Source organism: Streptomyces sp. NPDC003393 (genome assembly GCF_053589015.1).
The window spans coordinates 128,397-154,860 of the sequence record NZ_JBSFRB010000005.1; the positions used below are offsets into that span (position 1 = coordinate 128,397).

At 72.1% G+C, this 26,464-nt stretch carries 26 protein-coding genes and 2 pseudogenes; 11 read left to right on the forward strand and 17 right to left on the reverse strand.

Translation table 11 applies throughout. The features are described from left to right. Window positions 1-75: 75 nt before the first annotated feature. The 3 genes from ACWDUZ_RS07265 to ACWDUZ_RS07275 all read right to left on the reverse strand — a co-directional run bounded on the left by ACWDUZ_RS07265 (window position 76) and on the right by ACWDUZ_RS07275 (window position 3,349). Window positions 76-1,044, reverse strand: a complete 969-nt coding sequence (locus ACWDUZ_RS07265; protein WP_451630809.1) for a hypothetical protein — start codon at window positions 1,042-1,044, stop codon at window positions 76-78. A 128-nt stretch (window positions 1,045-1,172) separates the two neighbouring features. Further along, window positions 1,173-2,177: a zinc-dependent alcohol dehydrogenase gene (locus ACWDUZ_RS07270; protein ID WP_451630810.1), complete on the reverse strand. Its 1,005-nt coding sequence runs from the start codon at window positions 2,175-2,177 to the stop codon at window positions 1,173-1,175. Window positions 2,178-2,185: 8 nt separating this feature from the next. Continuing rightward, on the reverse strand, window positions 2,186-3,349 hold the full coding sequence (locus ACWDUZ_RS07275; RefSeq protein WP_451630811.1) for a mandelate racemase/muconate lactonizing enzyme family protein: 1,164 nt from the start codon (window positions 3,347-3,349) through the stop codon (window positions 2,186-2,188). Between the two features lie 191 nt (window positions 3,350-3,540). Between ACWDUZ_RS07275 and ACWDUZ_RS07280 the strand changes: the two genes are divergently transcribed. Next, window positions 3,541-4,323, forward strand: a complete 783-nt coding sequence (locus ACWDUZ_RS07280) for an SCO2400 family protein (protein WP_451630812.1) — start codon at window positions 3,541-3,543, stop codon at window positions 4,321-4,323. 190 nt (window positions 4,324-4,513) lie between these two features. Here the strand turns inward: ACWDUZ_RS07280 and ACWDUZ_RS07285 are convergent, their stop codons facing one another. Continuing rightward, on the reverse strand, window positions 4,514-4,948 hold the full coding sequence (locus ACWDUZ_RS07285) for a MarR family winged helix-turn-helix transcriptional regulator (protein ID WP_451630813.1): 435 nt from the start codon (window positions 4,946-4,948) through the stop codon (window positions 4,514-4,516). 150 nt (window positions 4,949-5,098) lie between these two features. On the opposite strand from ACWDUZ_RS07285, the gene ACWDUZ_RS07290 reads away from it, so the two are divergent. The 3 genes from ACWDUZ_RS07290 to ACWDUZ_RS07300 all read left to right on the forward strand — a co-directional run bounded on the left by ACWDUZ_RS07290 (window position 5,099) and on the right by ACWDUZ_RS07300 (window position 8,277). After that, entirely contained in the window at window positions 5,099-6,121 is a 1,023-nt protein-coding gene (locus tag ACWDUZ_RS07290) for an NADP-dependent oxidoreductase (RefSeq protein WP_451630814.1), read from the forward strand. Between the two features lie 86 nt (window positions 6,122-6,207). Then, window positions 6,208-7,056 (forward strand): EI24 domain-containing protein, encoded by an 849-nt coding sequence (locus ACWDUZ_RS07295; protein ID WP_451630815.1) that lies wholly within the window; start codon window positions 6,208-6,210, stop codon window positions 7,054-7,056. Window positions 7,057-7,326: 270 nt separating this feature from the next. Further along, window positions 7,327-8,277, forward strand: coding sequence for a hypothetical protein (locus ACWDUZ_RS07300; protein WP_451630816.1), 951 nt, complete (start codon window positions 7,327-7,329; stop codon window positions 8,275-8,277). A gap of 80 nt (window positions 8,278-8,357) precedes the next feature. Here the strand turns inward: ACWDUZ_RS07300 and ACWDUZ_RS07305 are convergent, their stop codons facing one another. Both ACWDUZ_RS07305 and ACWDUZ_RS07310 read right to left on the reverse strand, forming a co-directional pair. After that, window positions 8,358-9,335 carry an aldose epimerase family protein gene (locus tag ACWDUZ_RS07305; RefSeq protein WP_451630817.1) on the reverse strand — a complete coding sequence of 326 codons (978 nt, stop codon included), beginning with the start codon at window positions 9,333-9,335 and terminating at the stop codon, window positions 8,358-8,360. Between the two features lie 15 nt (window positions 9,336-9,350). Beyond that, the gene (locus ACWDUZ_RS07310) at window positions 9,351-10,247 is read right to left on the reverse strand and encodes an SGNH/GDSL hydrolase family protein (RefSeq protein ID WP_451630818.1); all 897 of its coding nucleotides are present in this window, start codon (window positions 10,245-10,247) and stop codon (window positions 9,351-9,353) included. Window positions 10,248-10,515: 268 nt separating this feature from the next. Between ACWDUZ_RS07310 and ACWDUZ_RS07315 the strand changes: the two genes are divergently transcribed. After that, the gene (locus ACWDUZ_RS07315; RefSeq protein WP_451630819.1) at window positions 10,516-11,010 is read left to right on the forward strand and encodes a DUF3145 domain-containing protein; all 495 of its coding nucleotides are present in this window, start codon (window positions 10,516-10,518) and stop codon (window positions 11,008-11,010) included. Between the two features lie 93 nt (window positions 11,011-11,103). Here ACWDUZ_RS07315 and fabF read toward each other — a convergent pair whose 3' ends face one another. From fabF to fasR, 5 genes are all read right to left on the reverse strand, one after another. Then, window positions 11,104-12,375 carry a beta-ketoacyl-ACP synthase II gene (gene fabF, locus ACWDUZ_RS07320; RefSeq protein WP_451630820.1) on the reverse strand — a complete coding sequence of 424 codons (1,272 nt, stop codon included), beginning with the start codon at window positions 12,373-12,375 and terminating at the stop codon, window positions 11,104-11,106. Window positions 12,376-12,462: 87 nt separating this feature from the next. Then, window positions 12,463-12,711 carry an acyl carrier protein gene (locus ACWDUZ_RS07325; protein ID WP_018545314.1) on the reverse strand — a complete coding sequence of 83 codons (249 nt, stop codon included), beginning with the start codon at window positions 12,709-12,711 and terminating at the stop codon, window positions 12,463-12,465. Between the two features lie 101 nt (window positions 12,712-12,812). Continuing rightward, window positions 12,813-13,844 carry a beta-ketoacyl-ACP synthase 3 gene (locus tag ACWDUZ_RS07330; RefSeq protein ID WP_451630821.1) on the reverse strand — a complete coding sequence of 344 codons (1,032 nt, stop codon included), beginning with the start codon at window positions 13,842-13,844 and terminating at the stop codon, window positions 12,813-12,815. Window positions 13,845-13,866: 22 nt separating this feature from the next. Beyond that, complete coding sequence (locus ACWDUZ_RS07335) at window positions 13,867-14,784, reverse strand: ACP S-malonyltransferase (protein WP_451630822.1); 918 nt, start codon at window positions 14,782-14,784, stop codon at window positions 13,867-13,869. Between the two features lie 89 nt (window positions 14,785-14,873). After that, a complete protein-coding gene (gene fasR, locus ACWDUZ_RS07340) occupies window positions 14,874-16,079 on the reverse strand; it encodes a fatty acid biosynthesis transcriptional regulator FasR (RefSeq protein ID WP_451630823.1) in 1,206 nt (401 codons plus the stop codon). Window positions 16,080-16,210: 131 nt separating this feature from the next. Between fasR and ACWDUZ_RS07345 the strand changes: the two genes are divergently transcribed. Beyond that, the gene (locus ACWDUZ_RS07345) at window positions 16,211-16,882 is read left to right on the forward strand and encodes a pirin family protein (RefSeq protein ID WP_451630824.1); all 672 of its coding nucleotides are present in this window, start codon (window positions 16,211-16,213) and stop codon (window positions 16,880-16,882) included. A gap of 57 nt (window positions 16,883-16,939) precedes the next feature. Here the strand turns inward: ACWDUZ_RS07345 and ACWDUZ_RS07350 are convergent. Continuing rightward, window positions 16,940-17,365 (reverse strand): annotated as a pseudogene (locus tag ACWDUZ_RS07350) (CocE/NonD family hydrolase); the annotation flags it as partial. A 2-nt stretch (window positions 17,366-17,367) separates the two neighbouring features. On the opposite strand from ACWDUZ_RS07350, the pseudogene ACWDUZ_RS07355 reads away from it, so the two are divergent. After that, a pseudogene (locus ACWDUZ_RS07355) lies at window positions 17,368-17,870 on the forward strand (TetR/AcrR family transcriptional regulator C-terminal domain-containing protein); the annotation flags it as partial. A 39-nt stretch (window positions 17,871-17,909) separates the two neighbouring features. Here the strand turns inward: ACWDUZ_RS07355 and ACWDUZ_RS07360 are convergent. Both ACWDUZ_RS07360 and ACWDUZ_RS07365 read right to left on the reverse strand, forming a co-directional pair. Beyond that, on the reverse strand, window positions 17,910-18,728 hold the full coding sequence (locus tag ACWDUZ_RS07360) for a serine hydrolase domain-containing protein (protein ID WP_451630825.1): 819 nt from the start codon (window positions 18,726-18,728) through the stop codon (window positions 17,910-17,912). A 17-nt stretch (window positions 18,729-18,745) separates the two neighbouring features. Next, window positions 18,746-19,216, reverse strand: coding sequence for a GNAT family N-acetyltransferase (locus ACWDUZ_RS07365; RefSeq protein WP_451630826.1), 471 nt, complete (start codon window positions 19,214-19,216; stop codon window positions 18,746-18,748). Window positions 19,217-19,321: 105 nt separating this feature from the next. Here ACWDUZ_RS07365 and ACWDUZ_RS07370 point away from each other — a divergent pair, with 105 nt between their 5' ends. After that, window positions 19,322-19,822, forward strand: coding sequence for a MerR family transcriptional regulator (locus tag ACWDUZ_RS07370; RefSeq protein WP_451630827.1), 501 nt, complete (start codon window positions 19,322-19,324; stop codon window positions 19,820-19,822). Next, the gene (locus ACWDUZ_RS07375) at window positions 19,819-20,835 is read left to right on the forward strand and encodes an aldo/keto reductase (RefSeq protein ID WP_451630828.1); all 1,017 of its coding nucleotides are present in this window, start codon (window positions 19,819-19,821) and stop codon (window positions 20,833-20,835) included. The genes ACWDUZ_RS07370 and ACWDUZ_RS07375 overlap by 4 nt, the downstream gene beginning before the upstream one ends. A gap of 66 nt (window positions 20,836-20,901) precedes the next feature. Here ACWDUZ_RS07375 and ACWDUZ_RS07380 read toward each other — a convergent pair whose 3' ends face one another. From ACWDUZ_RS07380 to ACWDUZ_RS07390, 3 genes are all read right to left on the reverse strand, one after another. Next, window positions 20,902-21,786 (reverse strand): DUF4429 domain-containing protein, encoded by an 885-nt coding sequence (locus ACWDUZ_RS07380; RefSeq protein WP_451630829.1) that lies wholly within the window; start codon window positions 21,784-21,786, stop codon window positions 20,902-20,904. Window positions 21,787-21,852: 66 nt separating this feature from the next. Beyond that, window positions 21,853-23,070, reverse strand: a complete 1,218-nt coding sequence (locus tag ACWDUZ_RS07385; RefSeq protein WP_451630830.1) for an alpha/beta hydrolase — start codon at window positions 23,068-23,070, stop codon at window positions 21,853-21,855. Window positions 23,071-23,288: 218 nt separating this feature from the next. Continuing rightward, window positions 23,289-23,969 (reverse strand): TetR family transcriptional regulator, encoded by a 681-nt coding sequence (locus ACWDUZ_RS07390; protein WP_451630831.1) that lies wholly within the window; start codon window positions 23,967-23,969, stop codon window positions 23,289-23,291. A gap of 122 nt (window positions 23,970-24,091) precedes the next feature. Between ACWDUZ_RS07390 and ACWDUZ_RS07395 the strand changes: the two genes are divergently transcribed. Continuing rightward, window positions 24,092-25,705, forward strand: coding sequence for an MFS transporter (locus tag ACWDUZ_RS07395; protein ID WP_451630832.1), 1,614 nt, complete (start codon window positions 24,092-24,094; stop codon window positions 25,703-25,705). Window positions 25,706-25,993: 288 nt separating this feature from the next. Further along, window positions 25,994-26,341 (forward strand): small hydrophobic protein, encoded by a 348-nt coding sequence (locus ACWDUZ_RS07400; RefSeq protein ID WP_451630833.1) that lies wholly within the window; start codon window positions 25,994-25,996, stop codon window positions 26,339-26,341. Window positions 26,342-26,464 lie beyond the last annotated feature (123 nt).

The following is a 26,464-nucleotide window of genomic DNA, read 5'->3' on the forward strand; positions in this document are numbered from 1 at the left end:
ACTGGTGGACCCGGAACGGTTGTGTGGGATTGTGCGCGAACGTGTGGTGTTCTGTGAAGCCGATTTTCCGGAACGTTATGCCGGTGTTTCGAACCGGCGCAGCGCGCCCGGCAGCCGTGAGCCCAGCGGTGCCATGTCCCCCGTGGCGCCGTGGCGTTCGAGCAGATCGAGCGCGAGCCGTCCGCGGCGCACCCGTTCCCGGGCGGTCGCCAGGGTGACCTCGCGCAGGTGGTGCCCGTACGGGTAGATCCCGGGCGCCTTGGACAGGCCGAACTTCAGGTACAGCGGCGCCCCGCGCCGGATCAGCTCGGCCACCTCGTACATCCGGACATAACCGCCCAGGTCGTCCGGCGCCTCGATGTACATGTCCATCGGAGCGCGCGAGGCCCGCCGGATCTGGGTGAGGTGATCGAGTGTCAGATCGCTGGGCACGTTGACGGAGTCGGCGCCCAGGTGCTCGTAGACGGCGTAGGAGGCCGGGTTCACCGGGCCGATCAGCGCGGACACCTTGAGCGTGGTGTCGGCGGGGAGGATGCCGGCCACGCGCGCCCGGTGCAGCGTCCACAGCACGCCCTCGTCGGCGACCAGCAGGCACTTGACGCCCAGCTCCGCCGCGCGGACGGCGTCCTCGACGCAGCCCGCGACAGCGTCGTGGCCGCGGGCGCGCAGTCCGGCGCCGTGCGAGTCCGAGCGCACCGAGGCGCCCGTGTCCCAGGTGCCGCGGGGGCCGGTGAACAGGCAGAGCTCGATGTCGCGTTCGGCGGTCGCCTCGACCATCTCGGTGATCTCGGCGTCGGTGAGCATCCACACGCCGCTGCCCTGGCTGATCCGGTGGATCGGGACATCGAGCCGCGCGGACTCCTTCAGGACCACCGCCAGTGCCTCGGGACCCTCGCACGAGGGGATCTCGGTGCGCCAGCGGCCTCCGCCGGGGAAGGCGTGCGGCGAGGCGTCGGCGGGGTCGAGGGCGGGGGCGCCCAGGCCGAGGGCGGTGAGCAGCTGCTCGCCAGGCCTGCGGGCTGCCGTGTCGGAAGCGTCGGTCACAAGCTGTCCTTCGGTTCGCCGAGCCGTTCGTTCGATATCTCGGACGAGGTTCGTGGCTCAGGGTGTGAAAAAGGTGTCGCGGTGCGCCGGTTGCGGCGCCGTCAGGTCGCGCCGCAACCGGCGCACGACTACGGGCGGAGCAGGATCTTGCCCACCTTGGGATCGCCGGCCCCGACCAGCTCGATGGCCTGCGAGAACTCGGTGAGCGGGAGTTCGTGGGTGATCAGCGGCAGCGGATCGAGCAGCCCGGCCGCGAACATCCGTACCGTGTGCGCCCAGGCGGCGGGCGGCGCCCCGAACACGGTGTGCACCTCCAGTTGCCGCACCACCAGGTCGGTCGGGTCGAGCCCCTCGGCACCCGGCGCCGGGATGCCCGTCAGCACCAGCCGTCCGCCCCGCTTCAGCAGCGCGGCGGCCGTGCGGGCCGCGTCCGCGGACCCTGCGGTCTCCACGACCACGTCGAAGCCGCCCGGCAGGTCCTCGTCCTTGGTGCGGAAGTCCGTGGCGCCGAACCGCCGGGACAGCGCCTCCCGGTCCCGCCGTGTGCCGACCACCAGCAGCTGAGCCGGGGAGACGGCCCGCAGGAACTGCACGGCGAACATCCCGAGCGTCCCGGTGCCCACCACCGCGACCCGTTCACCGGGCCGGGCACCCGCCTTCAGCGCGGCGGCGGCGATACAGGCGGCGGGCTCCAGCAGCGCGGCGGCGGTGAGGTCCGCGTCCTTCGGCAGCACGTGCAGCAGTCGGGCCGGCAGCGTCAGCGTGGCCGCCATCGCCCCCGGCTGGGTGAAGCCGGTCTCCTCGTACCCCGCACCGCACAGGGTGGTCTCGCCCGCGTGGCAGTGGTCGCAGACCTGGCAGTTGCGGAAGCCCTCGCCGACCACCTTGCGGCCCACCAGGTCCCCGGGCACGCCCGAGCCGACCGCCCGCACGGTGCCGGACCACTCGTGGCCGGGCGTGAGCGGGTAACGGACGTACCCCTCGGGCCGGTTGCCCTGGTACACCTCGCGGTCGCTGCCGCAGATCCCTACCGCGTGCACGGCGACCAGGGCCTCGCCGGGACCCGGCTCGCGCGGGGTGTGCTCGGCGAGCCGGTGGGCGCCCGGCGCCTCCACGACGACGGCGGCGCTCACGGCCGCACTCACTTCGTGCCCTTGGGCTTGCGCTGCTCCCAGCCCTCGGCCCACAGGTCGAAGCGGGCCTGCTGCTGCGGGAACTCGGCGGCCGCGTCCGTGTCCAGCTCCACGCCCAGCCCCGGTGCGTCGGAGAGGTGGAAGCAGCCGTCCTCCGGGTCCACCTGCGGGGCGCCCTTGACCACCTTCTTGATCTCCGCGTCGGCGAAGTCGTTGAAGTGCTCGAGGATCTTGAAGTTCGGGGAGGTGAAGCCCACCTGGAGGGAAGCGGCGGTGAGCACGGACCCGCCCACGTTGTGCGGGGCGACGAGCATGTAGTGGGTCTCGGCGGTGGCGGCCAGCTTCCGCGTCTCCCAGATCCCGCCGATGTGGCCGACGTCGGGCTGGACGATGTCGACGGCCTGGCTGTCGAACAGCTCCCGGAACTCGATCCGGTCGTGGATGCGCTCACCCGTGGCGACGGGAATGTCCACCTTGGCGGCGACCTTCTCCAGCGCCTTCAGGTTCTCCGGCGGCACCGGCTCCTCCAGCCAGGCCGGCCGGAAGGGGGCCAGCTCCTTGGCCAGTCGTACGGCGGTGGCGGGGGAGAAGCGGCCGTGCATCTCCAGCATCAGCTCGGCCTCGGGGCCGATGGCGTCGCGCACGGCCTCGATCAGCGAGACGGCGTACAGGGTCTGCTCGTGGTCCAGTTCGAAGTGCCCGGTGCCGAAGGGGTCGATCTTCAGCGCCCGGTACCCGCGCTCCATGACCCCCTGGGCGGCCTTGTGGTAGGCCTCCGGCGTCCGCTCGGTGGTGTACCAGCCGTTGGCGTACGCCTTGACCTTGTCCGTCACCTTCCCGCCCAGCAGCTGCCACACCGGTACGCCCAGGGCCTTGCCCTTGATGTCCCAGCAGGCCATCTCCACGACCGCGATGCCCGACATGACGATCTCGCCGGCGCGCCCGAAGTCGCCGTACTTCATCCGGCGGACCAGGTCCTCGACAGCGAACGGGTCGGATCCGAGAATGTGGTTGGTCTCGGCCTCCCGCAGGTAGCCGATCAGCGCGTCGGTGTGACCCAGCATCCGGGTCTCGCCGACTCCGGTGATCCCCTCGTCGGTGTGCACCTGAACGTAGGTCAGGTTGCGCCACGGCGTCCCGACCACGTGTGTGCTGATTCCGGTGATGCGCACGGCGGCTGCCTCTCGCTGTTCGGTATTTCGTCACCCGTTCGAAATGCTGGCGTGACAGTAAGGACGGGCGGCGGGGGGTGTCAATGGGTCCGACACGTAACGGTTTAGGCAAGCCTTTCGGGGCTTCCCCACGGAACCTTCACAATGATCTCTAGGAACCCGACGCGTGCGGAATCTAGTCTTCCCGCGTCATGAACTACTGCCACCCGTGCCGGCGTCACCTCAACGGCGCACTCACCTGCCCCGGTTGCGGCACTCCGGCCGAAGCGCTTCATGAGTACGCGGACGCGACGCCGGCCGAGCACCTTGAACCACTCGAAGAGGAGGGGGAGTTCGCGGACGGCGCGGGTGACGGTCAGGACGGCTCCGGGGACGTCGGGGACCGGGCGCAACGGCGCCGGGGCCGTCGGCGCGGCGCGGTCGAGCAGGACCGGCAAGGTCCCATGGCGAGCCGCCGCGACCGCAAGGCCGCGGCCCACCGCAGGCGCCGCCGCAGAACCCTGCTGATCGGCGCGGGCTTCGTTCTGGCGGCGGGCGGCCTGAGCCTGGCCGAACTGGGCACGGACGCGCCGATCCTGCCGAACTTCTCCAGCCCGGAGCCGGCCGCCGCGGACGACGAGTCGACCGACGGCGGCACCGCGAGCCCCGACGCGTCCGGGACGGCCCGGCCGACGGACGGCGCCCCCGGCGGTGGCACGGCCGCGCACAAGGCCTCCGCCACGACATCGGTGTCCCCGTCCGCCTCCGCGACGGACGACAAGCCGGAACCGGGAGAGAGCGCCACGAAACCCCCCGCACGCTCGGCACCGGCGACGACGGGCGCGGCCACGGGCGGCGGATCCGGTCCGACCGTGGCGCCACCGCCTCCGACCAGCACCCCCACGCCGCCACCGCCCACCTCGGCCCCCGACCCGAGCCCGACCCCCACCCCGACCCACACGAAGTGCGAACGCTTCCTGTGGTGGTGCACATGACGCCGTAGCCGTGCCGACGGCGCGGGCGGGCGACGAGGGTGCTGCCGCGCGAGCGCATCGAGTGCGGGCGCGGTGCCCCCGCGCACACGGCCGAGCACGCCGCCCGGGCCGACCGCACTCGGGCCCGGCGAAGGGACGCCCGCCCGCTCAGGTCGCCGGCGCCCGCCCGCCGGGGATTGCGGGACAGTCCTCAACCCAGCATCCGCCGCAGCAGGTCCCGCAGCGTCAGCCGCTCCCCCTCGCTCAGTCCGGCCAGCGGCTCCCGCGCGAACCGCAACCCTTCCCGCAGCTCCCGGGCGACCCGCCGCCCGTCCTCCGTCGCCGCCGCCAGCTTCACCCGGCGGTCCGCCGGGTCGGCCCGCCGCTCCGCCAGCCCCCGCGCCTCCAGCCGGTCCACGATCCCCGTCACGTTCGACGGCTCGCACTTCAGCTTCTGCGCCAGCTTCCGCATCGGCAGCGGCTCCAGCGACAGCAGGCTCAGCAGCCGGGCCTGCGCGCCGGTCAGCGCGTGCTCCCCGGCGGCCTCCTCGTAGTCCTCGTAGAACCGGGCCACGACGTCGCCGATGAGCTCGACGACCTCCTGGGTCAGCGCATCGGGGCGTTGGGTCTTCGGTGGAGTGGCCATGGCGTCCAGGGTACCCGCTTACTTGACATCCTGAAATATTGATGTGCATGGTTGTTTCAGTTACTGAAATATTTTGGGGGGTCCGAGTCGCCGGAACCGCCCCGGATCCCCCGGCAACCGCACCGCACCGCACCGACGAGAGGCGCCACCGTGTCCGACACCCCCACACTGCCCGCCGTCAGCCGTGAATGGCACCTGCTCCGCCGTCCGGTCGGCTGGCCGAAGCCCGAGGACTTCGCTCTGGTCGAGGCCCCGCTCCCGCAGCCGGGCGAGGGTCAGATCCTGGTACGCAACGAGTACCTCTCCGTGGACCCGTACATGCGCGGCCGGATGAGTGCGGCGAAGTCCTATGCGGCGCCGTACGAGCTGAACGAGCCCATGGCGGGCGGCGCTGTCGGCCGGGTCGTCGCCTCGCGCGCCGAGAACTTCGCCGTGGGCGACCACGTCCTGCACTTCGGCGGCTGGCGCGAGTACGCCGCCGTGGACGGGGGCCACGCGGTCGAGGTCGACCCGGAGGCCGCACCCCTGTCGACGTACCTCGGCGTGCTCGGCATGACCGGGCTCACCGCCTACGCGGGTCTGCTGCGCACCGCCTCCTTCAAGGAGGGCGACGTCGTGTTCGTCTCCGGCGCGGCCGGTGCGGTCGGCAGCCAGGTCGGACAGCTCGCCAAGCTCAAGGGCGCCTCGCGCGTGATCGGCTCCGCCGGCTCCGACGAGAAGGTGAAGCTGCTCCTGGAGGAGTACGGCTTCGACGCCGCCTTCAACTACAAGAACGGCCCGGTGAGCGAGCAGCTGCGCGCCGCCGCCCCCCATGGCGTCGACGTCTACTTCGACAACGTCGGCGGCGACCACCTGGAGGCCGCCATCGGCTCCCTGAACCGGGGAGGCCGCATCGCGATCTGCGGCATGATCTCGGTCTACAACGCCACCGAGCCCGTCCCCGGCCCCCGGAACCTGGCCCGGCTGATCCAGACCCGCGGCCGTATCGAGGGCTTCCTCGTGGGCGACCACTACGACCTCCAGCCGCAGTTCGTGCGGGAGGTGGGCCCGTGGGTCCGCTCGGGCGAGCTGAAGTACCGCGAGACCGTCGTCGAGGGCGTCGAGAACACCCTGGAGGCGTTCCTCGGTGTGCTGCGCGGCGACAACATCGGAAAGATGATCGTCAAACTCTGACGAGCGGACCGACCCCGGTGCCGGGTGACGGGCCCCTCGCGGAAGACGCCCCTTCGCGGGAGCCGGCCCCTCGCTACAGTGGCCCCATGCGTGATCTTGGGGTGGGTTTCGGTCATCTCCTGAAGGGCCAGCGCTGGGTGGCCCGGCACGGGAGGGCGTTCGACCTGGGGCTGCTGCCCGGTCTGATCACCCTCGTCCTGTACGCCGCGGCCCTGGTCGCGCTCGCGATCTGGGGCGAGGACGCCGTCGCCTGGGCCACCCCGTTCGCCGACGGCTGGCCGAGTCCCTGGCTCGGGCTGTTCCGCGGCTTCCTCACCGCCGTGCTGTTCGCCCTCGCCCTGCTGCTCGCCGTGGTCACCTTCACCGCGGTCACCCTGCTCGTCGGCCAGCCGTTCTACGAGCTCCTGTCCGAGCAGGTCGACCGGGACGTGTCCCCGGACGGCACGGCACCCCAGTCCGCGCTGCCGCTCTGGCGGGAGCTGTGGATCTCGGCCCGCGACAGCCTGCGCGTGCTGGTCCGGGCCGCGGTGTGGGGCGTGCTGCTCTTCGCCCTCGGCTTGCTGCCCGTCGTCGGCCAGACGGTCGTGCCCGTGATCGGCTTCTTCGTCACGGGCTTCTTCCTCACCGAGGAACTGGCGGCCGTCGCACTTCAGCGTCGCGGCCTCGAACTCCGGGACCGCCTCACCCTGCTGCGCTCTCGCAAGACGCTGGTCTGGGGCTTCGGCGTGCCACTGGGCCTGGCCTTCCTGGTGCCGTTCGTCGCGGTGTTCCTCATGCCGGGCGCGGTCGCGGGCGCCACCCTGCTCGCCCGCGACCTGCTGGACGAGGAGACGGTCGACCGGACCGACGGCGGCACGGGGGACGGCGACACGGGCGACGACGGCCCGGACCGCGACGGCGACACGATCACCCGGGCACCGCAGGCGCCGCGGTAGCCGACGGCAGCGCCCTGTTGTCCGTCTCCGGCCGGGACGACCGTCCGTATGTGAAGGGTTCGTACGAGGTTACGGCCAGACGTTCGATCGGCGGCCATCACGGCAGCCCGGCGATTAGGGTCTGATCCGGGACAAGTTTCCCCACGAGCAGCCCCGGCCCGGGACCTGACCCCTGGGCCGGGGCTCGTGGCGTCGTGGCCGAATGTGGCAGACTCCCGGCCCGAAACGCCGGACCGGACAGGCCCGGTGGACGTTCAGGGGGAGACGCGGATGTATCCGGGGCAGCAGCCGGGGCCGTACGGACAGCAGGGGGCCCAGCAAGGACCGTACGGGCAGGGACCGGGACCGTACGGACAGCAGCCGTATCCGCCGCAGGGCGGCCAGGGACAGCCCGGACCGTATCCGCAGCAGGCACCGCGGCCGGGGCCGTACGGGCAGCAGTCCGGCCAGTACCCGCCGCCCCCGCCGCAGCCCTACCCACCCCAGGCCCCGCAGCAGCCCCAGGTTCCGCTCCAGCGGCTCGGCGACGGCCAGATGCGGCTGGACCCGAACCTCACCGCCGACCAGCGGACGCTGGTGCTCAGGATCCAGAAGAAGGCCAAGCTCCTCGCCTACGGCTCCGTGCTCGGCATCCCGCTCACCTTCGGCGGCGCGCACTACGGCGTCACACGCGCCCCGGCCGGCTTCGGCGCCGCGGTCGTGGGGCTGGCCCTCGTGGCCATGGGGGTCCTCGCGCTGACGCAGATGCAGGCCATGAAGCGGCAGCTGCGCCTGATCACCCCGGACGCCTGGCGCTCCCCGGCGGCGCACCTGCCCGGCGCCCGCAAGGCCGCCACCCTGGCCGCGTACGTCAACGGCGTGCTGGTCCTGCTGTCCTTCGCCGCCACCGGCTGTCTGCTGGTCAAGGGCGCCGGCTGGGGCGCCTACGGCAACTCCTTCGGGTTCGGGGCGCTGATGGCCGCCGCGTTCATCCCGTTCGCCATGGGGCTCGGGGCCGCGACGACCATTCCGCAGCTGCTCCAGGTGATCCCGGCCGGGGCCAAGGTCGGCCGGAGTCTGTACTCGATCATCCTGGTGCTGGCCGCCACCGTCACCGGCGAGGGCATCAAGAGCGGCGAGGCGCAGCCGACGCTGATCGGCGGCGCGGTGCTGCTCGTCTGCGCGGGCGCCGTCGCCCTGCTCGGCCGCGCCGCCAAGCGCATGCGCGGCGAGGGACTCTGAGGGCCGGCCCGCCTTCGAGGCCGCACACCGACGGCCGCGCACGAAGGCGTACGCCCCCGAGGCGTACGCCCCCACGCCCTCTACCGCGCCGAGAACGTGTACACCGTCTCCGTGCGGTACACCTCGCCCGGACGGAGCACCGTGGTGGGGAAGTCCGGACGGTTGGGGGAGTCCGGGTGGTGCTGGGTCTCCAGGGCGATCCCGTCTCCGGGGGAGAACGGCGCCGTGATGTGGTCGGCGGTGTAGAGCTGTATGCCCGGCTCCGTCGTCGCCACCGTCAGGGTGCGGCCCGAGGCCGGGTCGTGGAGCTCGGCGACCTCCTCGGCGGTTCGGGTGACGCCCTTGTCGAGAACGAAGTCGTGGTCGTAGCCGGAGCCGGTCTTGCGGGACTGCCGGAAGTCGAAGCGGGTCCCCTCGACGCCGGCCGGCGCGCCCGCCGGGATGAGGTGCTCGTCGACGGGCAGGTAGCGGGAGGCGGCGAGCCGCAGTTCGTGCCCGCCGGTCGGGCCCGAGCCGGCGCCGCCGAGGTTCCAGTACGTGTGATTGGTCAGGTTGACCACGGTCGGCGCGTCCGTGACCGCCTCGTAGACGATGCGCAGGGCGCCCGCGAAATCCAGCGTGTACGTCGCCGTGACCTCCAGCCGGCCGGGGAAGCCCTCCTCGCCGTGCGGGCTGACCCGGAACAGGCGCACGCCGTGCTCGACGGCGGTGACGTCCCACACCCGCTTGTCGAAGCCGCGCTCGCCGCCGTGCAGCGAGTTGGGGCCGTCGTTGCGCGCGAGCGAGTACGTCCGCCCGTCCAGCGGGAAGCGGCCGCCGGCGATCCGGTTGGCGTACCGGCCGATCAGGGCGCCGAGGAACGGCTCGGGGTGGGCGAGATAGCCGTCCAGGTCCGGAAAGCCCAGCACCACGTCCGCGGTGCGCCCGTCCCGGTCCGGGACCTCCACCGACTGCACGATCCCGCCGTACGACAGCACGCGCACCCGCACCCCGGCCCGGTCAAGCGTCCAGCGGTGGACCGGGGTGCCGTCGGACAGTGCGCCGAAGAGTTCACTCATGGAAGAAACCCTAGGTCACCAGGTCTTGGCGGTGACGGTGCGGTAGGCGATCTCCGCGAGCCTCGCCTGGCCGTTGCGGCTCGGGTGGAACCAGTCCCAGTGGCTGAGCTGCGCGGTACCGAACTGGTAGTCGAAGACCGCGTTGTGGTCGAAGCGGCAGCGGCGGTCCTCCGCACACACCTCGGCCAGCACCTTGTTGTAGTCCACCACCCGCGACTGCACCGTCTCGCGCCGCTGTTCGGACGCGGCGTCCAGCGCGTCCGCGTTCCCCAGCATCGACGGGCACAGGCCCAGCTTCCAGATCTGCTTGCCGAGCGGGTTGGTCCGCCCCTGCGACCACAACCGCTTCAGGTTCGGCACGCTGGAGACGTACACCTCCGCCGTCGGCAGCGCCTTGCGCAGGGTGCCCATCGCCTTCCGGAAGTCGCGGCGGAAGTCGGCGACCGAGGTCATCCGGGCGGGGGAGTCGCGGCAGGCGTCATTGGCGCCGACCATCACCGCCACCAGTTCCGGCTTGTTCCGCACCGCCTTCGCCATCTGGCCGTTCAGATCCGCCATCCGGGCACCGGTCACCGCGTGGTTCCAGCTGCGCCGGGCCGCGCCGCCCGCCCCGAGCAGCCGCACCGCCAGGCTCTTCACCGAGGGGTCGCTGCCCGTCGCCCACGACGCCTCCGGGCAGTCCGACAGCACGGCGCACGTGTCGAAACCGCGGGTGATGGAGTCGCCGACCGCGGCGATCGAGTGCGGACGGACGTCCCAGAGCGGCGCCGCCGACGCGGACGGCTCGGCCGCTCTGCCACCGGCGTCACGGGCGGACGCCTTGTCACCGACCACGTCACAGCCCGCGGTGGCCAGGACGGCCGCCGCCACGACGGCCTGAGCGGCCCGCATACGGTGGCTTCGCTTCCGCATCCTCGTGATCTCCTCGGTCGTCGCGTGGAACCTCAGGCGGAACTGGCACTCCCCTCCATGAGAACGCGCGGGGGTTCCCCTCCCCACCCGGGGCGACGGCGCACAGCCGTACAAGCGTCCCCCTGGGTGAATGGCGCCCCTTCCTGGCACCGGGACCGACGGTACGTCACACTCCTTGCCCCCTCGCACGGTAGCCTCGCCATCAGCAGGGCGGTCGAGCGCCACTGCCGCCCGCCCGCACCCTGTCCCGCTCTGCCCGGAGGTCCCGGTGACGACACGTGGAGTTCTGTACGTGCACTCCGCGCCGCGCGCGCTGTGCCCGCACGTCGAGTGGGCCGTCGCCGGGGTGCTCGGTACACGCGTCAGCCTGGACTGGATCCGGCAGCCCGCCGCGCCCGGCACCTGGCGCTCGGAGTTCTCCTGGCAGGGCGAGGCCGGCACCGCCTCCAAGCTCGCCTCCGCGCTGCGCGGCTGGCACCTGCTGCGCTTCGAGGTCACCGCCGAGCCCTGCCCGACCGCCGAGGGCGAGCGCTACAGCTGCACCCCCGACCTCGGCATCTTCCACGCCGTCACCGGCATCCACGGCGACATCCTCATCCCCGAGGACCGGCTGCGCGCCGCCCTGATCCGTTCCCAGCGCGGCGAGAGCGACCTGGAGGCCGAACTGGCCAGGCTCCTGGGCAAGCCCTGGGACGACGAACTGGAGCCGTTCCGCTACGCGGGTGAGGGGGCACCGGTGCGCTGGCTGCACCAGGTGGTGTGACGGCCACTCAGGCGGGGCCCCGAGTCCGCGCGGCCACAGCAAGGAGGGCCCCCACCGACCGGTGGGGGCCCTTCACGCGCGTGGGGCGGTTCCTCAGACGGACCGGAACGCCAGCACCACGTTGTGGCCGCCGAACCCGAACGAGTCGTTCAGCGCCGCGATGCGGCCCTCGACGGGCAGCTTGCGGGCCTCGCCGCGGACCACGTCCGCGTTCGCCTCGGCCTCCGGGTCGATGTTCTCGACGTTGATGGTGGGCGGGGCCACCCGGTGGTACAGGGCCAGCACGGTCGCCACCGACTCCACACCGCCCGCGCCACCGAGCAGGTGACCCGTCATCGACTTGGTCGCGGAGACCGCGATGTGGTCGGTGTCGTCGCCGAACACCTTGCGCAGCGCCTTCAGCTCGGCGACGTCACCGGCCGGGGTCGACGTGGCGTGCGCGTTGACGTGCACGATCTCGGCCGGGTCCAGGTCGGTGCGGTCCAGCAGGTTCTGCAGGGCGTGCGAGATGCCGCGGCCCTCCGGCTCCGGCTGCACGATGTCGTGGCTGTCGGCGGAGATGCCCTGGCCGACCGCCTCCGCGTAGACGCGGGCGCCACGCCGGGCGGCATGCTCGGCGGACTCCAGCACGATCACACCGGCGCCCTCGCCGAGGACGAAGCCGTCCCGGTCGACGTCGTAGGGGCGCGAGGCACCCTCGGGGTTCTCGTTGTTCTTCGACATCGCCATCATGTTGCCGAACGCGGCGATCGGCAGCGGGTGGATAGCCGCCTCCGTGCCGCCGGCGACGACCACGTCGGCGCGGCCGGTGCGGATCATCTCGATGGCGTAGCCGATGGCCTCGGCGCCCGACGCGCACGCGGAGACCGGGGTGTGCACACCGGCTCGGGCGCCCACGAGCAGACCGACGTTGGCGGAGGGGCCGTTCGGCATCAGCATCGGCACGGTGTGCGGGGAGACCCGGCGGACGCCTTTCTCCTTCAGCACGTCGTACTGGTCCAGCAGCGTCGTCACGCCGCCGATGCCGGAGGCGATCACCGCACCCAGCCGGTCCGGGTCGACGTTCCCGTCCTCGCCGGCCTTACCGGTGAAGCCGGCGTCCTTCCAGGCCTCCTGAGCGGCGATCAGCGCGAACTGCGCCGAGCGGTCCAGGCGGCGGGCCTGCGGCCGCGGGATCGTCTCGGTCGGCTCCACGGCGACCGGGGCCGCGATACGGACGGCCTGGTCGGCCGCCCACTCCTGGGTCAGAGGCTTGACACCGGACTTGCCGGCGACCAGGCCCTCCCAGGTCGAGGCTGCGTCGCCACCCAGCGGTGTGGTTGCGCCGATACCGGTGACGACCACGGTGCGATTGGTCGAGCTCACGGGAATTCTTTCTCCAACGGGAACGAGGATTCGTACGGCGCCACCGCCGGGTGGCGGGGCAGTCAGCCCAAGGCAGTGATCGGTCGATCAGGCCTGGTGCTTGAGGATGTAGTCGGTCGCGTCGCCGACGGTCTTGAGGTTCTTGACGTCCTCGTCGGGGATCTTGACGTCGAAGCGCTCCTCGGCGGCGACGACGACCTCGACCATGGACAGCGAGTCGACGTCCAGGTCGTCGGTGAAGGACTTGTCCAGCTGGACGTCCTCGGTGGGGATCCCGGCGATCTCGTTCACGATCTCGGCGAGACCGGCGACGATCTCTTCCTGAGTGGCGGCCATGTCGGCGCTCCTTCGTTGTGTTCCGTAAGGGTGTGGCGCCCGCCGCGGCAGCGGCAGGTGTTGCGGTTGCCGTCCCGGACGCACGGTCCGGCACGGAGTGCCTAGGGGAGGGTAACGACCGTCGCGGCGTACACGAGACCCGCCCCGAAGCCGATGACGAGCGCGGTGTCGCCGCTCTTCGCCTCGCCGGTCGCCAGGAGCCGCTCCATCGCGAGCGGGATCGAGGCGGCCGAGGTGTTGCCGGTGGTGCGGATGTCACGGGCGACCGTGACATGCTCCGGCAGTTTCAGCGTCTTCACCATCGAGTCGATGATCCGCACGTTCGCCTGGTGCGGAATGAAGACGTCCAGGTCGTCCGGGCTGATCCCGGCCGCGTCCAGCGCCTGCTGGGCGACCTTCGCCATCTCGAACACGGCCCAGCGGAACACCGCCTGGCCCTCCTGCGTGATCGCAGGGAACTTGACGTTGCCCTCGCTGTCCAGCGGCAGCTCGGACAGGTCACCGATCCTGAAACGGTCCCAGGGCACGGTCTGCTTGATCGTGTGGGCCTTGTCGCCCTCCGAGCCCCACACCGTCGGTCCGATCGCCGGCTCCTGCGAAGGGCCGACCACGACCGCGCCGGCGCCGTCGCCGAACAGGAAGGCCGTCGCCCGGTCCTCCAGGTCGGTCAGGTCGCTCAGCCGCTCCACGCCGATGACGAGGACGTACTCCGCCGAGCCCTCCACGATCATGCCCTTGGCGAGGGTGAGGCCGTAGCCGAAACCGGCGCAGCCGGCCGAGATGTCGAAGGCCGCGGCCTTGTCGGTGCCCAGCTTGTCGGCGATCTCGGTGGCCACCGCCGGGGTCTGGCTGAAGTGCGAGACGGTGGAGACGACCACGGCGCCGATCTGCTCGGCGTCGATCCCCGAGTCGGCGATCGCCTTGCCCGCGGCCTCGACGGACATCGCCGCGACGGTCTCGTCGGGGCCGGCCCAGTGCCGGGTCTCGATGCCGGAGCGCGAGCGGATCCACTCGTCGGACGAGTCGATCTTCTCGAGGATCACCTCGTTGGGCACCACCCGGGTGGGCCGGTAGCCGCCCACTCCGAGGATGCGCGCGTACGGGGCGCCCTTGCTGGGCTTGATCTTCGACATGTGCGATCGGCTCCTTTGGGCGTCAGGCGTTCGTGTGCTCGGCGATGAGCGCGCGCGCCGCGTCGAGGTCGTCGGGGGTCTTCAGGGCCAGCGTCTTCACGCCCGGCAACGCCCGCTTGGCCAGACCGGTGAGCGTGCCGCCGGGGCACACCTCGATCAGCGCGGTGGCGCCGAGCTCCTTGAAGGTCTCCATGCACAGGTCCCAGCGGACCGGGTTGGCGACCTGGCCGACCAGCCGCTCGACGACCTCGGTGCCGCTCGGCACCGCCCGGCCGTCCTTGTTGGAGACGTAGGTCACCTTCGGGTCGGTGGGCTCGAGCGCCTTGGCGGCCTCGGCCAGCTTCGCGACCGCGGGGGCCATGTGGTGGGTGTGGAAGGCGCCGGCCACCTTCAGCGGCACCACCTTGCGCACGCCCTCGGGCTTGTCCTCGTTCAGCGCGGCGAGCTGCTCCATGGTGCCCGCGGCCACGATCTGGCCCGCGCCGTTGACGTTGGCCGGGGTCAGGCCCAGCTTCTCCAGGTGCTGGACGGACACCTCCGGGTCGCCGCCGAGCAGCGCCGACATGCCCGTCTCGGTGACGGCGGCGGCCTCGGCCATCGCCAGGCCCCGCTTGCGCACCAGCGTCAGCGCGGCCGTGTCGTTCAGGACGCCCGCGAAGGCGGCGGCGGTGATCTCACCGACGCTGTGTCCGGCGACGGCATCCGGTGCCATGTCACCGAGTGCCGCGGCCGACAGAAGCCCGGCGGCGACGAGCAGCGGCTGGGCCACGGCGGTGTCGCGGATCGCGTCCGCGTCGGCCTGCGTTCCGTAGTGGACGAGGTCCAGTCCGAGGGCGTCCGACCAGGTGGTGACACGGTCGGCTGCCCCGGGCAGTTCGAGCCAGGGGGTCAGGAAGCCGGGCGTCTGGGCGCCTTGGCCGGGAGCGACGAGTACGAGCACTCTCACACTCTCTCTTGGGGACGGCCGGAGCCGCCCGTGGGGACAGGGACGAAGAACACGGAGGGGTTTTGTGGGCCCTCGACAAAAGCCTAGGTCTGGGGATCTCCCTCGGCCAGACGCCCCAGGATCAAGGCGATCCTCAGTGTGAACGCGGATCGTACATCGGACGGCGACCACCCGGTGACGTCTGTCACACGTCGGAGCCGGTAGCGCACGGTGTTCGGGTGAACGAAGAGCATCCGGGCGGCGCCTTCCAGGCTGCTCGCCTGCTCCAGGTAGACACTCAAGGTCTCCAGGAGCGCGGACCCGGCCTCCTCCAGCGGTCTGTAGATCTCCTCTACCAACTGCTCCCGGGCGCTGGGGTCACCGGCGATGGCGCGCTCCGGCAGCAGATCGTCGGCGAGCACCGGGCGCGGCGCGTCCTGCCAGGCGAAACAGGCTTTCAGCCCGGCCGCGGCGGCCTGCGCGGACCGGGTCGCGGCGAGCAGGTCGGGCACGACGCAACCGGCCACGACCGGCCCGGCGGCGAACGGCCCGATCAGCGACTTCGCCACGGCCAGCGGGTTGTCGCTGCCGCCCGCGATCACCACCAGCCGCTCCCCGAGAACCCCGGTGAGCACCTGGAGTTTGGCGTGCCGCGCGGCCCGCCTGATCGCCTCCACGGTCAGCTCGGAGTCCCCGTCGGGCGCGGTCCCGAGCACCACGCACACATGCTCGGGCGAGTTCCATCCGAGGGCGGCGGCCCGTGACACGGCGCCCTCGTCGGCCTCCCCGCTGAGCACGGCGTTGACGACGAGCGACTCCAGCCGGGCGTCCCAGGCACCGCGTGCCTCGGCGGCCTGGGCGTAGACCTGGGCGGTGGCGAAGGCGATCTCCCGGGCGTAGACGAGCAGGGCCTCGCGCAGCACGGCCTCGTCCCCCGGCGCCGCCACCTCGTCGATGGCGGACTCCATGACCTCGATCGTGGTCCGCACCATCTCCACGGTCTGCCGCAGCGTGATGGCCCGCGTCAGCTCTCGCGGAGCCGTCCCGAACACGTCCGTCGAGATCGCCTGCGGGGCGTCCGGGTGCCGGAACCACTCGGTGAACGCGGCGATACCGGCCTGGGCCACCAGCCCGATCCAGGAACGGTTCTCCGGGGGCATGGCCCGGTACCACGGCAGCGACTCGTCCATCCGTGCGATCGCCTGCGCGGCGAGGGACCCGGAGGACTGCTCCAGCCGTCTCAGGGTCGCGGCATGCGGATGAGCGGGGCGCGCTGGGGTGTCGGCGTGACGGGATTCGGGTTCGGGCACGGGGACAAGACTGCCTTATCCGGACGTCAGTGCGTGCCGCCGGGTAGGAGGTCAGGTCGTCGGGGCCCCACGACCGGGTTTCCGGACCGGTGGCAGGGGCCGGTTTCACGGTCGGGGCTACGGTGGTCTCCGTGACGACGGACGTACGGCGCGCGGCAGAGCGCTACCAGGGCGGCGACCCGGCGGCGGGCATCACCACCCGTCACGCCTTCTCCTTCGGCCCCCACTACGACCCGGACAACCTCCGCTTCGGTGCCCTGATCGCCTGCAACGAGGAGCACCTGGCCCCCGGCGCGGGCTTCGACGAGCATCCGCACAGCCACACGGAGATCGTCACCTGGGTGGTGACCGGCGAACTGACCCACCGCGACTCCACCGGCCACGAGACGCTGATCCGCCCCGGCGACGTCCAGCGCCTGAGCGCGGCGGGCGGGGTACGCCACGTCGAACGCAACGACGCGGCCGTCCCCCTGACCTTCGTCCAGATGTGGCTGGCCCCCCTCGAGCCCGGCGGCGACCCGTTCTACGAGATCGTCCACGGCATCGCCGACTCCACCCCGTACGCCGTCCCGGAGGCCGGCGCCATGCTCCACGTACGGCGGCTGGGGGCGGGCGAACGCATGGCGGTTCCCGAGGCGCCGTACGTGTACGTCCATGTCGTACGGGGCGAAGTGGTGCTGGACGGGGACCGGTTGGGCCCCGGGGACGCGGCCCGGATCACGGACGCGGGCGGGGATCTGGAGGCGGTGTCGGTGACGCGGGCGGAGCTGCTGGTCTGGGAGATGGGCGCCCGGCGAGCGTGAGATCCAGCCGGGCGGGGAGGCCCGGACCGGCCGGATCGGACCGGCACGGAGCTGTCGTCAGCGCGGAGCCGTGCCGATCGGGGAGCCGCTGGGGAGGAGCAACGCCGAGTCCGTGTGGAGTGTGATGCGCACGGGGGTGAAGGCGGTGGCGTCCGCCGGAGGCCGTCCGGTGCCGGAGCCGCGGGCTTAGCGCGGGTGCGCGCCGCCGCTGATCTGCCGGCGGATGCGATGGCCGGCGGGGAAGCGATGGGCGGTGTGGCTCATCGGCACGGCGATCCGCGAGGGTGTTTCTCCGGTCGTCCGGAGCCGGCCCAGTCCGTCGCAGATGTTGACGGAGCGGCCTTGCGGGTCCACGTCGCACAGGCGGGTGAAGACATCGGCGTGACCGGTGTCCGTGGAGACGGTCAGGTGCGCGGAGACCGGGCCCAGGATGTCGACGGGCTCGGTCAGCGGCGGACCGGTGAACGTCAGGACGTCGTCACGGAAAGGAGACGCTGCTGGAGCTGATGGTGGATCACGTCAGCGGCGAGCTGACGGCGACGGACCCGCCCAGCGGCGACTGGCGGGCCGACCTGAAGGCCATCGCCCGCATGCAGCGCGCCCACATGCTGCGCCACCCCTGGCTGCCCGCCGCCCTGGCCACCCGCCGTCGCCCCGGCCCCAACACGCCGGCCTTCTCCTGGAGCGGGCCCTGGCCGCGCTGCGGCCCAGCGGGCTGGACGGCGGGGCGAGACTGGAGATCTTCGCCCAGCTCACCGCCTTCGTGGCCGGGCACGTTGGTCATGAGATCGCCCAGGCCGCGGCCGCACGGTCCACCGAACGCAGCGCTGCCGAAGCCCGTTACCTCGCCGCCGTCGCCGCCGTCGCCGCCGACGGCCGGCACCCGGAACTCGCCGAGGCCCTCGCCTCGCCCGGACGTCGCCTCACCCCCGAGGCCACCTTCGCCCGCTTTCTCAACCGGCTGGTCGACGGCCTCGACGCCGATTGACCGGCCGTACGACGGCCGTCTCGGGCACGTTCGGCGGCGTCAGCGGAGTTCCGCCAGCACCCCGTCCGTGAAGGGCGGCCAGGCCTCGACCGCCCAGGGGCCGAAGGCCCGGTCCGCCAGGGCCGCGCAGGCCAGTCCCGCGTCCGGGTCGATCCACAGGAACGTGCCCGACTGACCGAAGTGGCCGAAGGTGCGGGGGGAGGAGGAAGCGCCCGTCCAGTGGGGGGACTTGGAGTCGCGGATCTCGAAGCCGAGTCCCCAGTCGTTGGGGTTCTGGTGGCCGTAGCCCGGCAGGACACCCTTCGTGCCCGGGTACTGGACCGTCATCGCCTCGGCCACCGTGCGGGCATCGAGCAGGCGCGGGGCCTGGACCTCGGCGGCGAAGCGGAGGAGGTCCGCGACCGTGGAGACGCCGTCCTTCGCCGGGGAACCCTCCAGGGTCGTCCCGGTCATGCCCAAGGGCTCCAGGACCGCCTGGCGCAGATAGTCGGAGAACGGGATGTCCGTGGCCTTCGAGACATGGTCGCCCAGCTGTTCGAAGCCGGCGTTCGAGTACAGGCGGCGCTCCCCGGGCGGGGCCGTCACCCGGTGCTCGTCGAAGGCCAGGCCCGAGGTGTGGGCGAGCAGGTGGCGGACGGTCGCGCCGGGTGGGCCGGCCGGCTCGTCCAGGTCGATCGCGCCTTCCTCGTACGCCACCAGCACCGCGTAGGCCGCCAGGGGCTTGGTCACCGAGGCGAGCGGGAAACGACGGTCGGCCGGGCCGTGGGTGCCCACCACCGTGCCGTCCGCGCGGACCACGCCCGCCGCGGCGGCGGAGACCGGCCAGTTCTCGATCGACGCCAGGCTGTTCAACGACATGCGTCGAGCCTAAGCGCTCACAGCCACAGCTCCAGCAACGGGTCGGGCTTCGGCCGGAAGCCGAGCGAGGCGTACAGCGGCGCCCCCTCGGCGGACGTGGTGAGCTGCACCCGGTCGGCGCCGCGCTCGCGGAACCACTTCAAAAGCGTGTCCATGCAGGCACGCGCGTACCCGCGGCGGCGGGCGTCCGGGTCGGTGGCGACGCTGAAGACGTAGCCGACCGCGCCGAGCGGGTTGCCCGCCCGCCCGATCCGGTAGTCGATCGTGCCCGCCACCAGCGCGGCCAGGGCTCCCGGCCGCTCGGGGTGGTCGACGACGAAGGCCGCGAAGGTCCCGCCGGGTTCGGCGAGCTTCGCACGCAGGGTGGGCAGGGACTCGGTGTGCCAGTCGGTGGACCGGTCGGCTCCGGACATCGAGTCGATCATGACCTGGCGCAGGCGCAGCACTTCCTCCGCGTCGGCCGGCTCGGCACGTCGTACGAGACTCATGCCCGGCACGCTAACCAGCGGGCCCGCGTCGTGTCCCGCGCTTTTCGGCCGCCGCGTCCGGTCCGGCTTGCCTGGAGTGCACTCCAACGTCATAGCGTGGAGGTCATGACGGTGATGCAGACCACGGCCGTGACCACCGAGGAGACCTCGCAGGCTCCCACCCGCACCGACATCTGCTCCGCCCCGCCCCGGCGCCACCCGCGTCCCGACGGGCAGGACCAGTACACGATCAGCGAGGTCGTCGCCTTCACCGGGCTCACGGCCCACACGCTCCGCTGGTACGAGCGCATCGGCCTGATGGCCCACGTCGACCGCTCGCACACCGGCCAGCGCCGCTACACCAACCGCGACCTGGACTGGCTCGACCTCGTCGGCAAGCTCCGGCTGACCGGCATGCCGGTCGCCGACATGGTCCGGTACGCGGAACTGGTGCGCGCCGGCGAGAGCACGTACGGCGAGCGGTACGAGCTGCTGGAGGCGACCCGTCGGGACGTCCTCGCCCGCATCGCCGAGCTCCGCGACACGCTCGCGGTCCTGGACCGCAAGATCGACTTCTACGCGCAGGCCGGACACCGCTTCGAGACCGAGAGGAACGGCACTCGATGACCGACACCAGGATCCCGACCGTACGGCTCGGCGAGGGCGGACCGGAGGTGGGCGTCCAGGGCCTGGGCTGCATGGGCATGAGCTTCGCCTACGGCCCCACGGACACCGAGGCGTCCCGCGCCACGCTGGAGCGGGCCCTGGAACTGGGCGTGACGCTCTACGACACGGCGGACGCCTACGGCGCGGGGGAGAACGAGAGGTTCCTCTCGCCCTTCTTCCGGGCGCACCGGGACGAGGTCGTGATCGCCACGAAGTTCGCCCTGTCGATCCCGCCGGACGACCCGGCCGAGCGGATCATCCGCAACGACCCGCCCTACATCCGGCAGGCCGTCGAGGCGAGCCTGGAGCGCCTGGGCGTCGACGTGATCGACCTGTACTACATGCACCGGCGGGACGTGCACGTGCCCATCGAGGAGACCGTCGGGACGATGGCCGAGCTGGTGCGCGAGGGCAAGGTCAAGCACCTGGGCCTGAGCGAGGTCACCGGCGAGGAGCTGCGGGCCGCGCAGGCCGTGCACCCGATCGCCGCCGTGCAGTCGGAGTGGTCGCTGTTCAGCCGGGACATCGAGGCGAAGGTGGTGCCGGCCGCACGCGAGCTGGGCGTGGCGCTGGTGCCCTACTCACCGCTCGGGCGGGGCTTCCTCACGGGCGGCTTCGTCCAGGCCGAGAAGGAGCTGACCGAGGACGACTTCCGCCGTACGATGCCGCGCTTCCAGGGGGAGAACGCCACGGCGAACGCGGCGCTGCTGGAGCCGGTCCGCTCCGTCGCCGAGGCGCACGGCGTCTCCATGGCACAGGTCGCGCTGGCGTGGGTGCAGCAGCGGGCGTCCGTCCACGGCCTGCCGGTCGTGCCGATCCCGGGCACGCGCAGGCCGGGCCGGGTGGAGGAGAACGCGGCGGCGACGGGGATCGTGCTGACGGGGGAGGAGCTGACGCGGCTGGAGCCGATCGCGGGGCAGGTGGCGGGTACCAGGTACCGGGACATGTCGTTCGCGTCGGCGGGCCGGGAATAGGGGGAGGCGAGCTGTCCGTCCGCCGGACGGGTGCGGCCCCGGTGCGGATCTTCCGGGCGCCGCCCGTCACAGCTCCGCCAGGAGCTCCGCCTTCTTCACGCTGAACTCCTCGTCCGTCACCAGTCCCGCCTGGTGGAGTTCGCCGAGGTGGCGGATGCGGTCGGCGATGTCGGCGGGGTCGCGGCGCGGGGCCGGTACGGGCACGGGCGTCGCCGGTCCCGCCGCGCGCACCGCGGCCAGTACCGCCGCGGCGAACGGCAGCGACTCGTGCACCGGGCCGTAGCCGAGGCCGAACACGACCGTGGCCGGGTCCTGGTCCGGCTGCGGGCGCTGGGCCTGCCGCACGGTGCGCTCGGCGGTGCCCTGCGTGACGTCCGTGGTCCGTGGCAGCAGTCGCAGGTGCCCGTCGAAGACCTCCGGCGAGCGCCACTCCACCCCGCTCAGTTCGCCGACCGGGAAGCTCTGGTCGCCGGCCTTCCACTTCGCCGAGGACGCCCCGGTCCACGACCATCGGAACCGCACCGCCGTGCCGTCGAAGGACGCCTTGCCGTCGTAGGCCTTGAAATGCAGCGGCGCCGGCGGCGGGGCCACCAGGTGGCGGTCGGTGGGGCCGGTGTCGGTGATCCGGGTGCGCAGTTCGTCGGCGTAGTACTCGGCGAGGGTCTCCCGTTCGGCGGGCAGCACCAGCCGATAGGGGTCGTAGCCCTCCTTGAGCTGTCCCTCGGCCGCGTCCATCAGCGGATCGGCACCCGGACGGGGCTCGGCGCGCAGGACCACGGTCCCGCGCCGGCCCGGAGCGAGCGTCACCCCCGCGAGCGCGGCGAGGGGCACCCGGCGCTCGCCGAGTGCCTGGAAGAGCTTCGGTGTCCGTATCCCCCGTTCGTAGCGGATGAGCACGGAATCGGACTCGAACTCCCAGGCAGCGTGAAATCCGGTCAGTACGTCACCCATGCGGCTCATCGTAGGCGGCACGAGCTTCTGCGTCCCTCCTCGCGCAGACCGCACTTCCTGCTGTCTCTACGCGCGTCCGGCCGTCGTCGTGGCGGACAAATCCGCCCGGCATCCGTTGTTGTCATGGGCGCACCGCACCGACTCGTACGAGCCGACGCCGATCTCGGCGAAGTTGATCAGGCTGTCGGTGCCCGGCTCGAAGTAGCCGGCGTGGCCCTTGGCTTCCCGGGCCGACAGCACCCGCGCCCCGAACGCGTCGGAGACCGGGTCGGCTCCGTGGCCGAGACCCCCGAGCTCCATGTACGGCACGTCCCGGATCCAGTCGGTGGCGTCCCGCATCGCCCACACATGCGCGTCGGTGTGCAGGTGGGAGGCGTTCCGTACCCGCATGCCGGGGCTCGCGGCGACCGCTATGTCGGTCACCCGGCCCGGCAGTTCGCGCGCCGCCAGCCCGCAGACCACGGAGCCGTAGCTGTGGCAGAACAGCGCCACGGGCGAGCGGCCGGGCAGCCCGCCGAGCATCTTGTTCAGCCGCAGGGCGCCGTCCTCGGCCCGCATCGCGGTGGCCGCGTCCACGCCGAGCCCGCTGGGCGCGGTGTAGTCGGCCCAGGCGATCACGGCCGTGCGCGTGGAGCGGGACGCGGTGCGCTCGGCGGTGTACAGCGACTTGGCCATGCCGTACGGCGCCGAGTACGGACGCGAGGTCTTGCGGAAGGTGAACAGGTCGGTGTCCACACCGGGGACCACGACCGAGACCCGCTCGGCCCTCGGCAGGTCGCCGAAGACCTCCGCGACCCGGCCGGAGCCCTCGGGGTCGAAGGCGAGGATGTGGCGGCCTTTGGCCATCAGCGCCGTGAAGTGGTGCATACGGCGGCCCGCCTCCTGCTGCCCGACCGGGGTGAGCCGGCTGTCGTGCATGCGCCTGAGCTCGACCTTGCGTGCGTGGCCGAGCGCGATGCGGTTGGCCAGGTAACGCAGCCGGACGGGTGCGCCGTTCATGTTGCCGACCGCCAGCGGGTAGCGGCGGGCGAGCCGGGCGCGGTCCTGGGCGCCGAGCGAGGCGAAGAAACGCGTCAGCAGGGCGGGGGCCGCGTCGGGGTCCGGCAGCCGGTGCCCGTGCAGCCGACCGTGCTCCCACGCGGACAGGGACGCCTGGAGGGCGGTGGACCCGCGGTGGCCGCGCACGACGGTCCAACCGGTGGTCGCCAGCATCACGAAGACCACGGCCAGGGCGAGCAGCGCGCGCCAGACGTTGAGCTGCGGGGAGGTGTCGAAGGAAGTCACTGGGAGGACACACTAGGAGAACGAGCCGGTCTCGCGTTAACCGAGTGACGGGGATCACGTTTTGAGGGGCATGACGGGGGCCTCAGTCCCTCCGCTCCCCGCACACGTGTTCAAGATCGGCTGTCCGTGCGGCAGTTCGCCGGCCGTGGACGTCCCCCGTGCCGCCCCCCGTGCCGGCCCTGCGGCGTCTTCGCGCCGGCCGGGCGAGCGGCCGTCGCTCAACCGGCGCCGCGGGCGGGTCCGGTGGCGCGCCAGTTCCCGGCCAGGGCCGGTCCCATCTGGTCGAGGTACGCGGCCGTGAGCGCCCGGATCCCCGCCAGGCTGAGGTCCTCGCTCGTGCTCCACTGACGCCCTGTCACCCGCATCACCGCGCCGAACGCGGCCGCCAGCAGGCGCGGACGAGGGTCGCTGTCCACGTCGAGACCCTCGCGCGCGGCGAGCAGGCGCGCCAGTTGCTCCTCGGTCTCCACCGAGCGGCGCAGATGCGCGGCGAGCAGGGCGGGCGTCGACTCGATCGCCTGGAACATGCGCAGGTGCAGTTCGAGCGGGACGGTGCTCATGATGGCCTCGCCGATCCTGTCCCAGTTGTCCAGCACCGCCCGGCGCAGGGCCTCCAGCGGGGCCTCGTGGGGCGGGCGGGCGCGCAGGGACTCCAGGAACTGCTCCTCCACCATGTCCTGCACGGCGAAGGCGGCCTCCTCCTTGCCGGGGAAGTAGCGGAAGAAGGTGCGCTGCGAGACGTCCACGGCCTCGACGATGTCGTCGACCGTCGTCTGCTCGTACCCGCGGGTGGTGAACAGTTCCAGCGCGGCCCGCAGCAGTGCGTCCCGGGTGCGCCGCTTCTTGCGTTCGCGCAGCCCCGGACGTGGCGCCGCCTCGGCGGCACCCACCGTCTCCATCAACGTCTTCGGCCCTCCCGGTGGTCTGTTTCCCCTGTTCAGACTATAGGGGTGCTGCATGTCAGTTACCGACTTGTGAATCCGTTTGTCTTTTGTCAGTAGCTGACATTAGCCTCCAAGGTATGACTAGTCAGACCATCGAATCGACAGGGCCGGGGGACAAGTCGTCGGCCCCGTCGGATCCCGCGCCGCCCCAGGGTCTGCGCGGGCACCCGTGGTTCACCCTGATCACCGTCGCCGTGGGCGTGATGATGGTGGCCCTGGACGGCACCATCGTGGCCATCGCCAACCCGGCCATCCAGAAGGACCTGCACGCCAGCTTCGCCGACGTGCAGTGGATCACCAACGGCTACTTCCTGGCGCTCGCGGTCTCCTTGATCACCGCGGGCAAGCTCGGTGACCGCTTCGGGCACCGGCAGACCTTCCTGATCGGCGTGACCGGCTTCGCCGCCGCGTCAGGAGCCATCGGCCTGTCGCACAGCATCGCGATGGTCGTGACCTTCCGCGTCTTCCAGGGCCTGTTCGGCGCGCTGCTGATGCCCGCCGCGCTGGGGCTGCTGCGGGCCACCTTCCCGGCCGAGAAGCTCAACATGGCCATCGGCATCTGGGGCATGGTCATCGGTGCCTCCACCGCGGGCGGGCCGATTCTCGGCGGCGTCCTCGTCGAGCACGTCAACTGGCAGTCGGTGTTCTTCATCAACGTGCCCGTCGGCGCCCTCGCCCTGATCCTCGGGCTGATCATCCTGCTCGACCACCGCGCCGAGAACGCCCCGCGCTCCTTCGACATCCCCGGCATCGTGCTGCTCTCCGGAGCGATGTTCTGCCTGGTCTGGGCCCTGATCAAGGCGCCGACCTGGGGCTGGGGCGACGGCCGGACGTGGACGTTCATCGCCGCGTCCGCGCTCGGCTTCGCGCTGTTCGCCTTCTGGGAGACGAAGGTGAAGGAGCCGCTGATCCCGCTCGGGATGTTCCGCTCCCTCCCGCTGTCCGCGGGCGTCGTCCTGATGGTTCTGATGGCCATCGCGTTCATGGGCGGCCTGTTCTTCGTCACCTTCTACCTCCAGAACGTCCACGGGATGAGCCCGATCGACGCCGGTCTCCACCTGCTGCCGCTCACCGGCATGATGATCGTCGGCTCTCCGCTCGCCGGCGCCCTGATCACCAAGCTCGGCCCGCGTGTCCCGCTGGCCGGCGGCATGCTGGTCACCGCCGTCGCCATGTACGGCATGTCCACCCTGGAGACGGACACCGGCAGCGCGGCCATGTCGCTCTGGTTCGCCCTGCTCGGCCTCGGCCTGGCCCCGGTCATGGTCGGTGCCACCGAGGTCATCGTCGGCAACGCGCCGATGGAGCTGTCCGGTGTGGCCGGCGGTCTCCAGCAGGCCGCCATGCAGATCGGCGGCAGTCTCGGCACGGCCGTGCTGGGCGCCGTGATGGCCTCCAAGGTCGACAACGACCTGGCGGGCAACTGGAAGGCCGCGGGTCTCCCGCCACTCACGGGCGCTCAGGCCGACCAGGCCTCCGAGGCCGTCCAGGTCGGCGTGGCACCGGTGCCGAAGGGCGTGCCGGAAGCGGTCGCCGCGAAGATCACCTCCGTCGCGCACGACACGTTCATCTCCGGGATGAGCCTCGCTTCCCTGGTGGCCGCCGGGGTCGCCGCCGTCGCCGTGCTGGTCGCGCTGCTCACCAAGCGTGGGCAGAACGCGGAGGCGGGCGCGGGCGTCGGCCACATCTGACGCGCCCGGTCGGCGCGCTTCTGGCTCCGCCGGCCGCGGTTCGCCCATCAGGGTGACGCTGCGCAGGACGGCTCGCCCGGGAGCGCGCCGCAGGTCACAGTGGGTCACGTCCTGCGCAGGGGACGGAGGACGACCGTCTGCGGCGCGCTGCTGGAGGGGGGCAGCGCGCAGGCAGCGGACGCGGTGCGGGCGTCCGTCGAGGCGCGCCAGGCATGTTCTCCGTAACCGGGGTACCCGCATACAGGAACCCCGACAGAACCCCAACCGGACACAGGGTTCGAGGAGTTGATGATGACGGGCTTCGGACACGGTACGCGCGCACACCCCCGTTCACGTGGCCGGACGTGGTCAAGGTGGGGGTCCCCCCGGCCGAGCGGATTCGAGGCTGGGGGAAGGCCGGACAGCGCGACGCTCGGGATCGTCGGAGTCGTCTGCGCGATCGCCGGCTTCTTCGTACTGGGTATCGTCCTCGGCCCGGTGGCGGTCGTCTGCGGCTGGCTGGCGATGGGCCGCAGTTGGGCGGGAGCCAACCGCTCGGTCCCGGCACTGGTCGCCCTCGTCCTGGGCGCCATCGACACACTCATCGCCGTCATCTCGCTGGCGGGAGCCGCCACCTGGGGCAACGGCGTGTTCTGATCCCGCGCGGCGCCGCGAGCAGGGCCTCCGGCCGAAGGCCGGGGCCCTGCTTCGTGTTCACCGCCGTGACCGGCGGGCGCCATGGCCGTGAACGACCACCGCGCCGCGTCACCCGGCGTCCTG

Bases quoted from the DNA above. Each gene is read 5' to 3' on its own strand.
- ACWDUZ_RS07280 (WP_451630812.1), top strand. From the start codon at position 3,541: ATGAACTACTGCCACCCGTGCCGGCGTCACCTCAACGGCGCACTCACC.
- ACWDUZ_RS07285 (WP_451630813.1), bottom strand. From the start codon at position 4,948: ATGGCCACTCCACCGAAGACCCAACGCCCCGATGCGCTGACCCAGGAG.
- ACWDUZ_RS07295 (WP_451630815.1), top strand. From the start codon at position 6,208: ATGCGTGATCTTGGGGTGGGTTTCGGTCATCTCCTGAAGGGCCAGCGC.
- ACWDUZ_RS07300 (WP_451630816.1), top strand. From the start codon at position 7,327: ATGTATCCGGGGCAGCAGCCGGGGCCGTACGGACAGCAGGGGGCCCAG.
- ACWDUZ_RS07305 (WP_451630817.1), bottom strand. From the start codon at position 9,335: ATGAGTGAACTCTTCGGCGCACTGTCCGACGGCACCCCGGTCCACCGC.
- ACWDUZ_RS07310 (WP_451630818.1), bottom strand. From the start codon at position 10,247: ATGCGGAAGCGAAGCCACCGTATGCGGGCCGCTCAGGCCGTCGTGGCG.
- ACWDUZ_RS07325 (WP_018545314.1), bottom strand. From the start codon at position 12,711: ATGGCCGCCACTCAGGAAGAGATCGTCGCCGGTCTCGCCGAGATCGTG.
- ACWDUZ_RS07330 (WP_451630821.1), bottom strand. From the start codon at position 13,844: ATGTCGAAGATCAAGCCCAGCAAGGGCGCCCCGTACGCGCGCATCCTC.
- ACWDUZ_RS07360 (WP_451630825.1), bottom strand. From the start codon at position 18,728: ATGTCGTTGAACAGCCTGGCGTCGATCGAGAACTGGCCGGTCTCCGCC.
- ACWDUZ_RS07365 (WP_451630826.1), bottom strand. From the start codon at position 19,216: ATGAGTCTCGTACGACGTGCCGAGCCGGCCGACGCGGAGGAAGTGCTG.
- ACWDUZ_RS07370 (WP_451630827.1), top strand. From the start codon at position 19,322: ATGACGGTGATGCAGACCACGGCCGTGACCACCGAGGAGACCTCGCAG.
- ACWDUZ_RS07375 (WP_451630828.1), top strand. From the start codon at position 19,819: ATGACCGACACCAGGATCCCGACCGTACGGCTCGGCGAGGGCGGACCG.
- ACWDUZ_RS07380 (WP_451630829.1), bottom strand. From the start codon at position 21,786: ATGGGTGACGTACTGACCGGATTTCACGCTGCCTGGGAGTTCGAGTCC.
- ACWDUZ_RS07390 (WP_451630831.1), bottom strand. From the start codon at position 23,969: ATGGAGACGGTGGGTGCCGCCGAGGCGGCGCCACGTCCGGGGCTGCGC.
- ACWDUZ_RS07395 (WP_451630832.1), top strand. From the start codon at position 24,092: ATGACTAGTCAGACCATCGAATCGACAGGGCCGGGGGACAAGTCGTCG.
- ACWDUZ_RS07400 (WP_451630833.1), top strand. From the start codon at position 25,994: ATGATGACGGGCTTCGGACACGGTACGCGCGCACACCCCCGTTCACGT.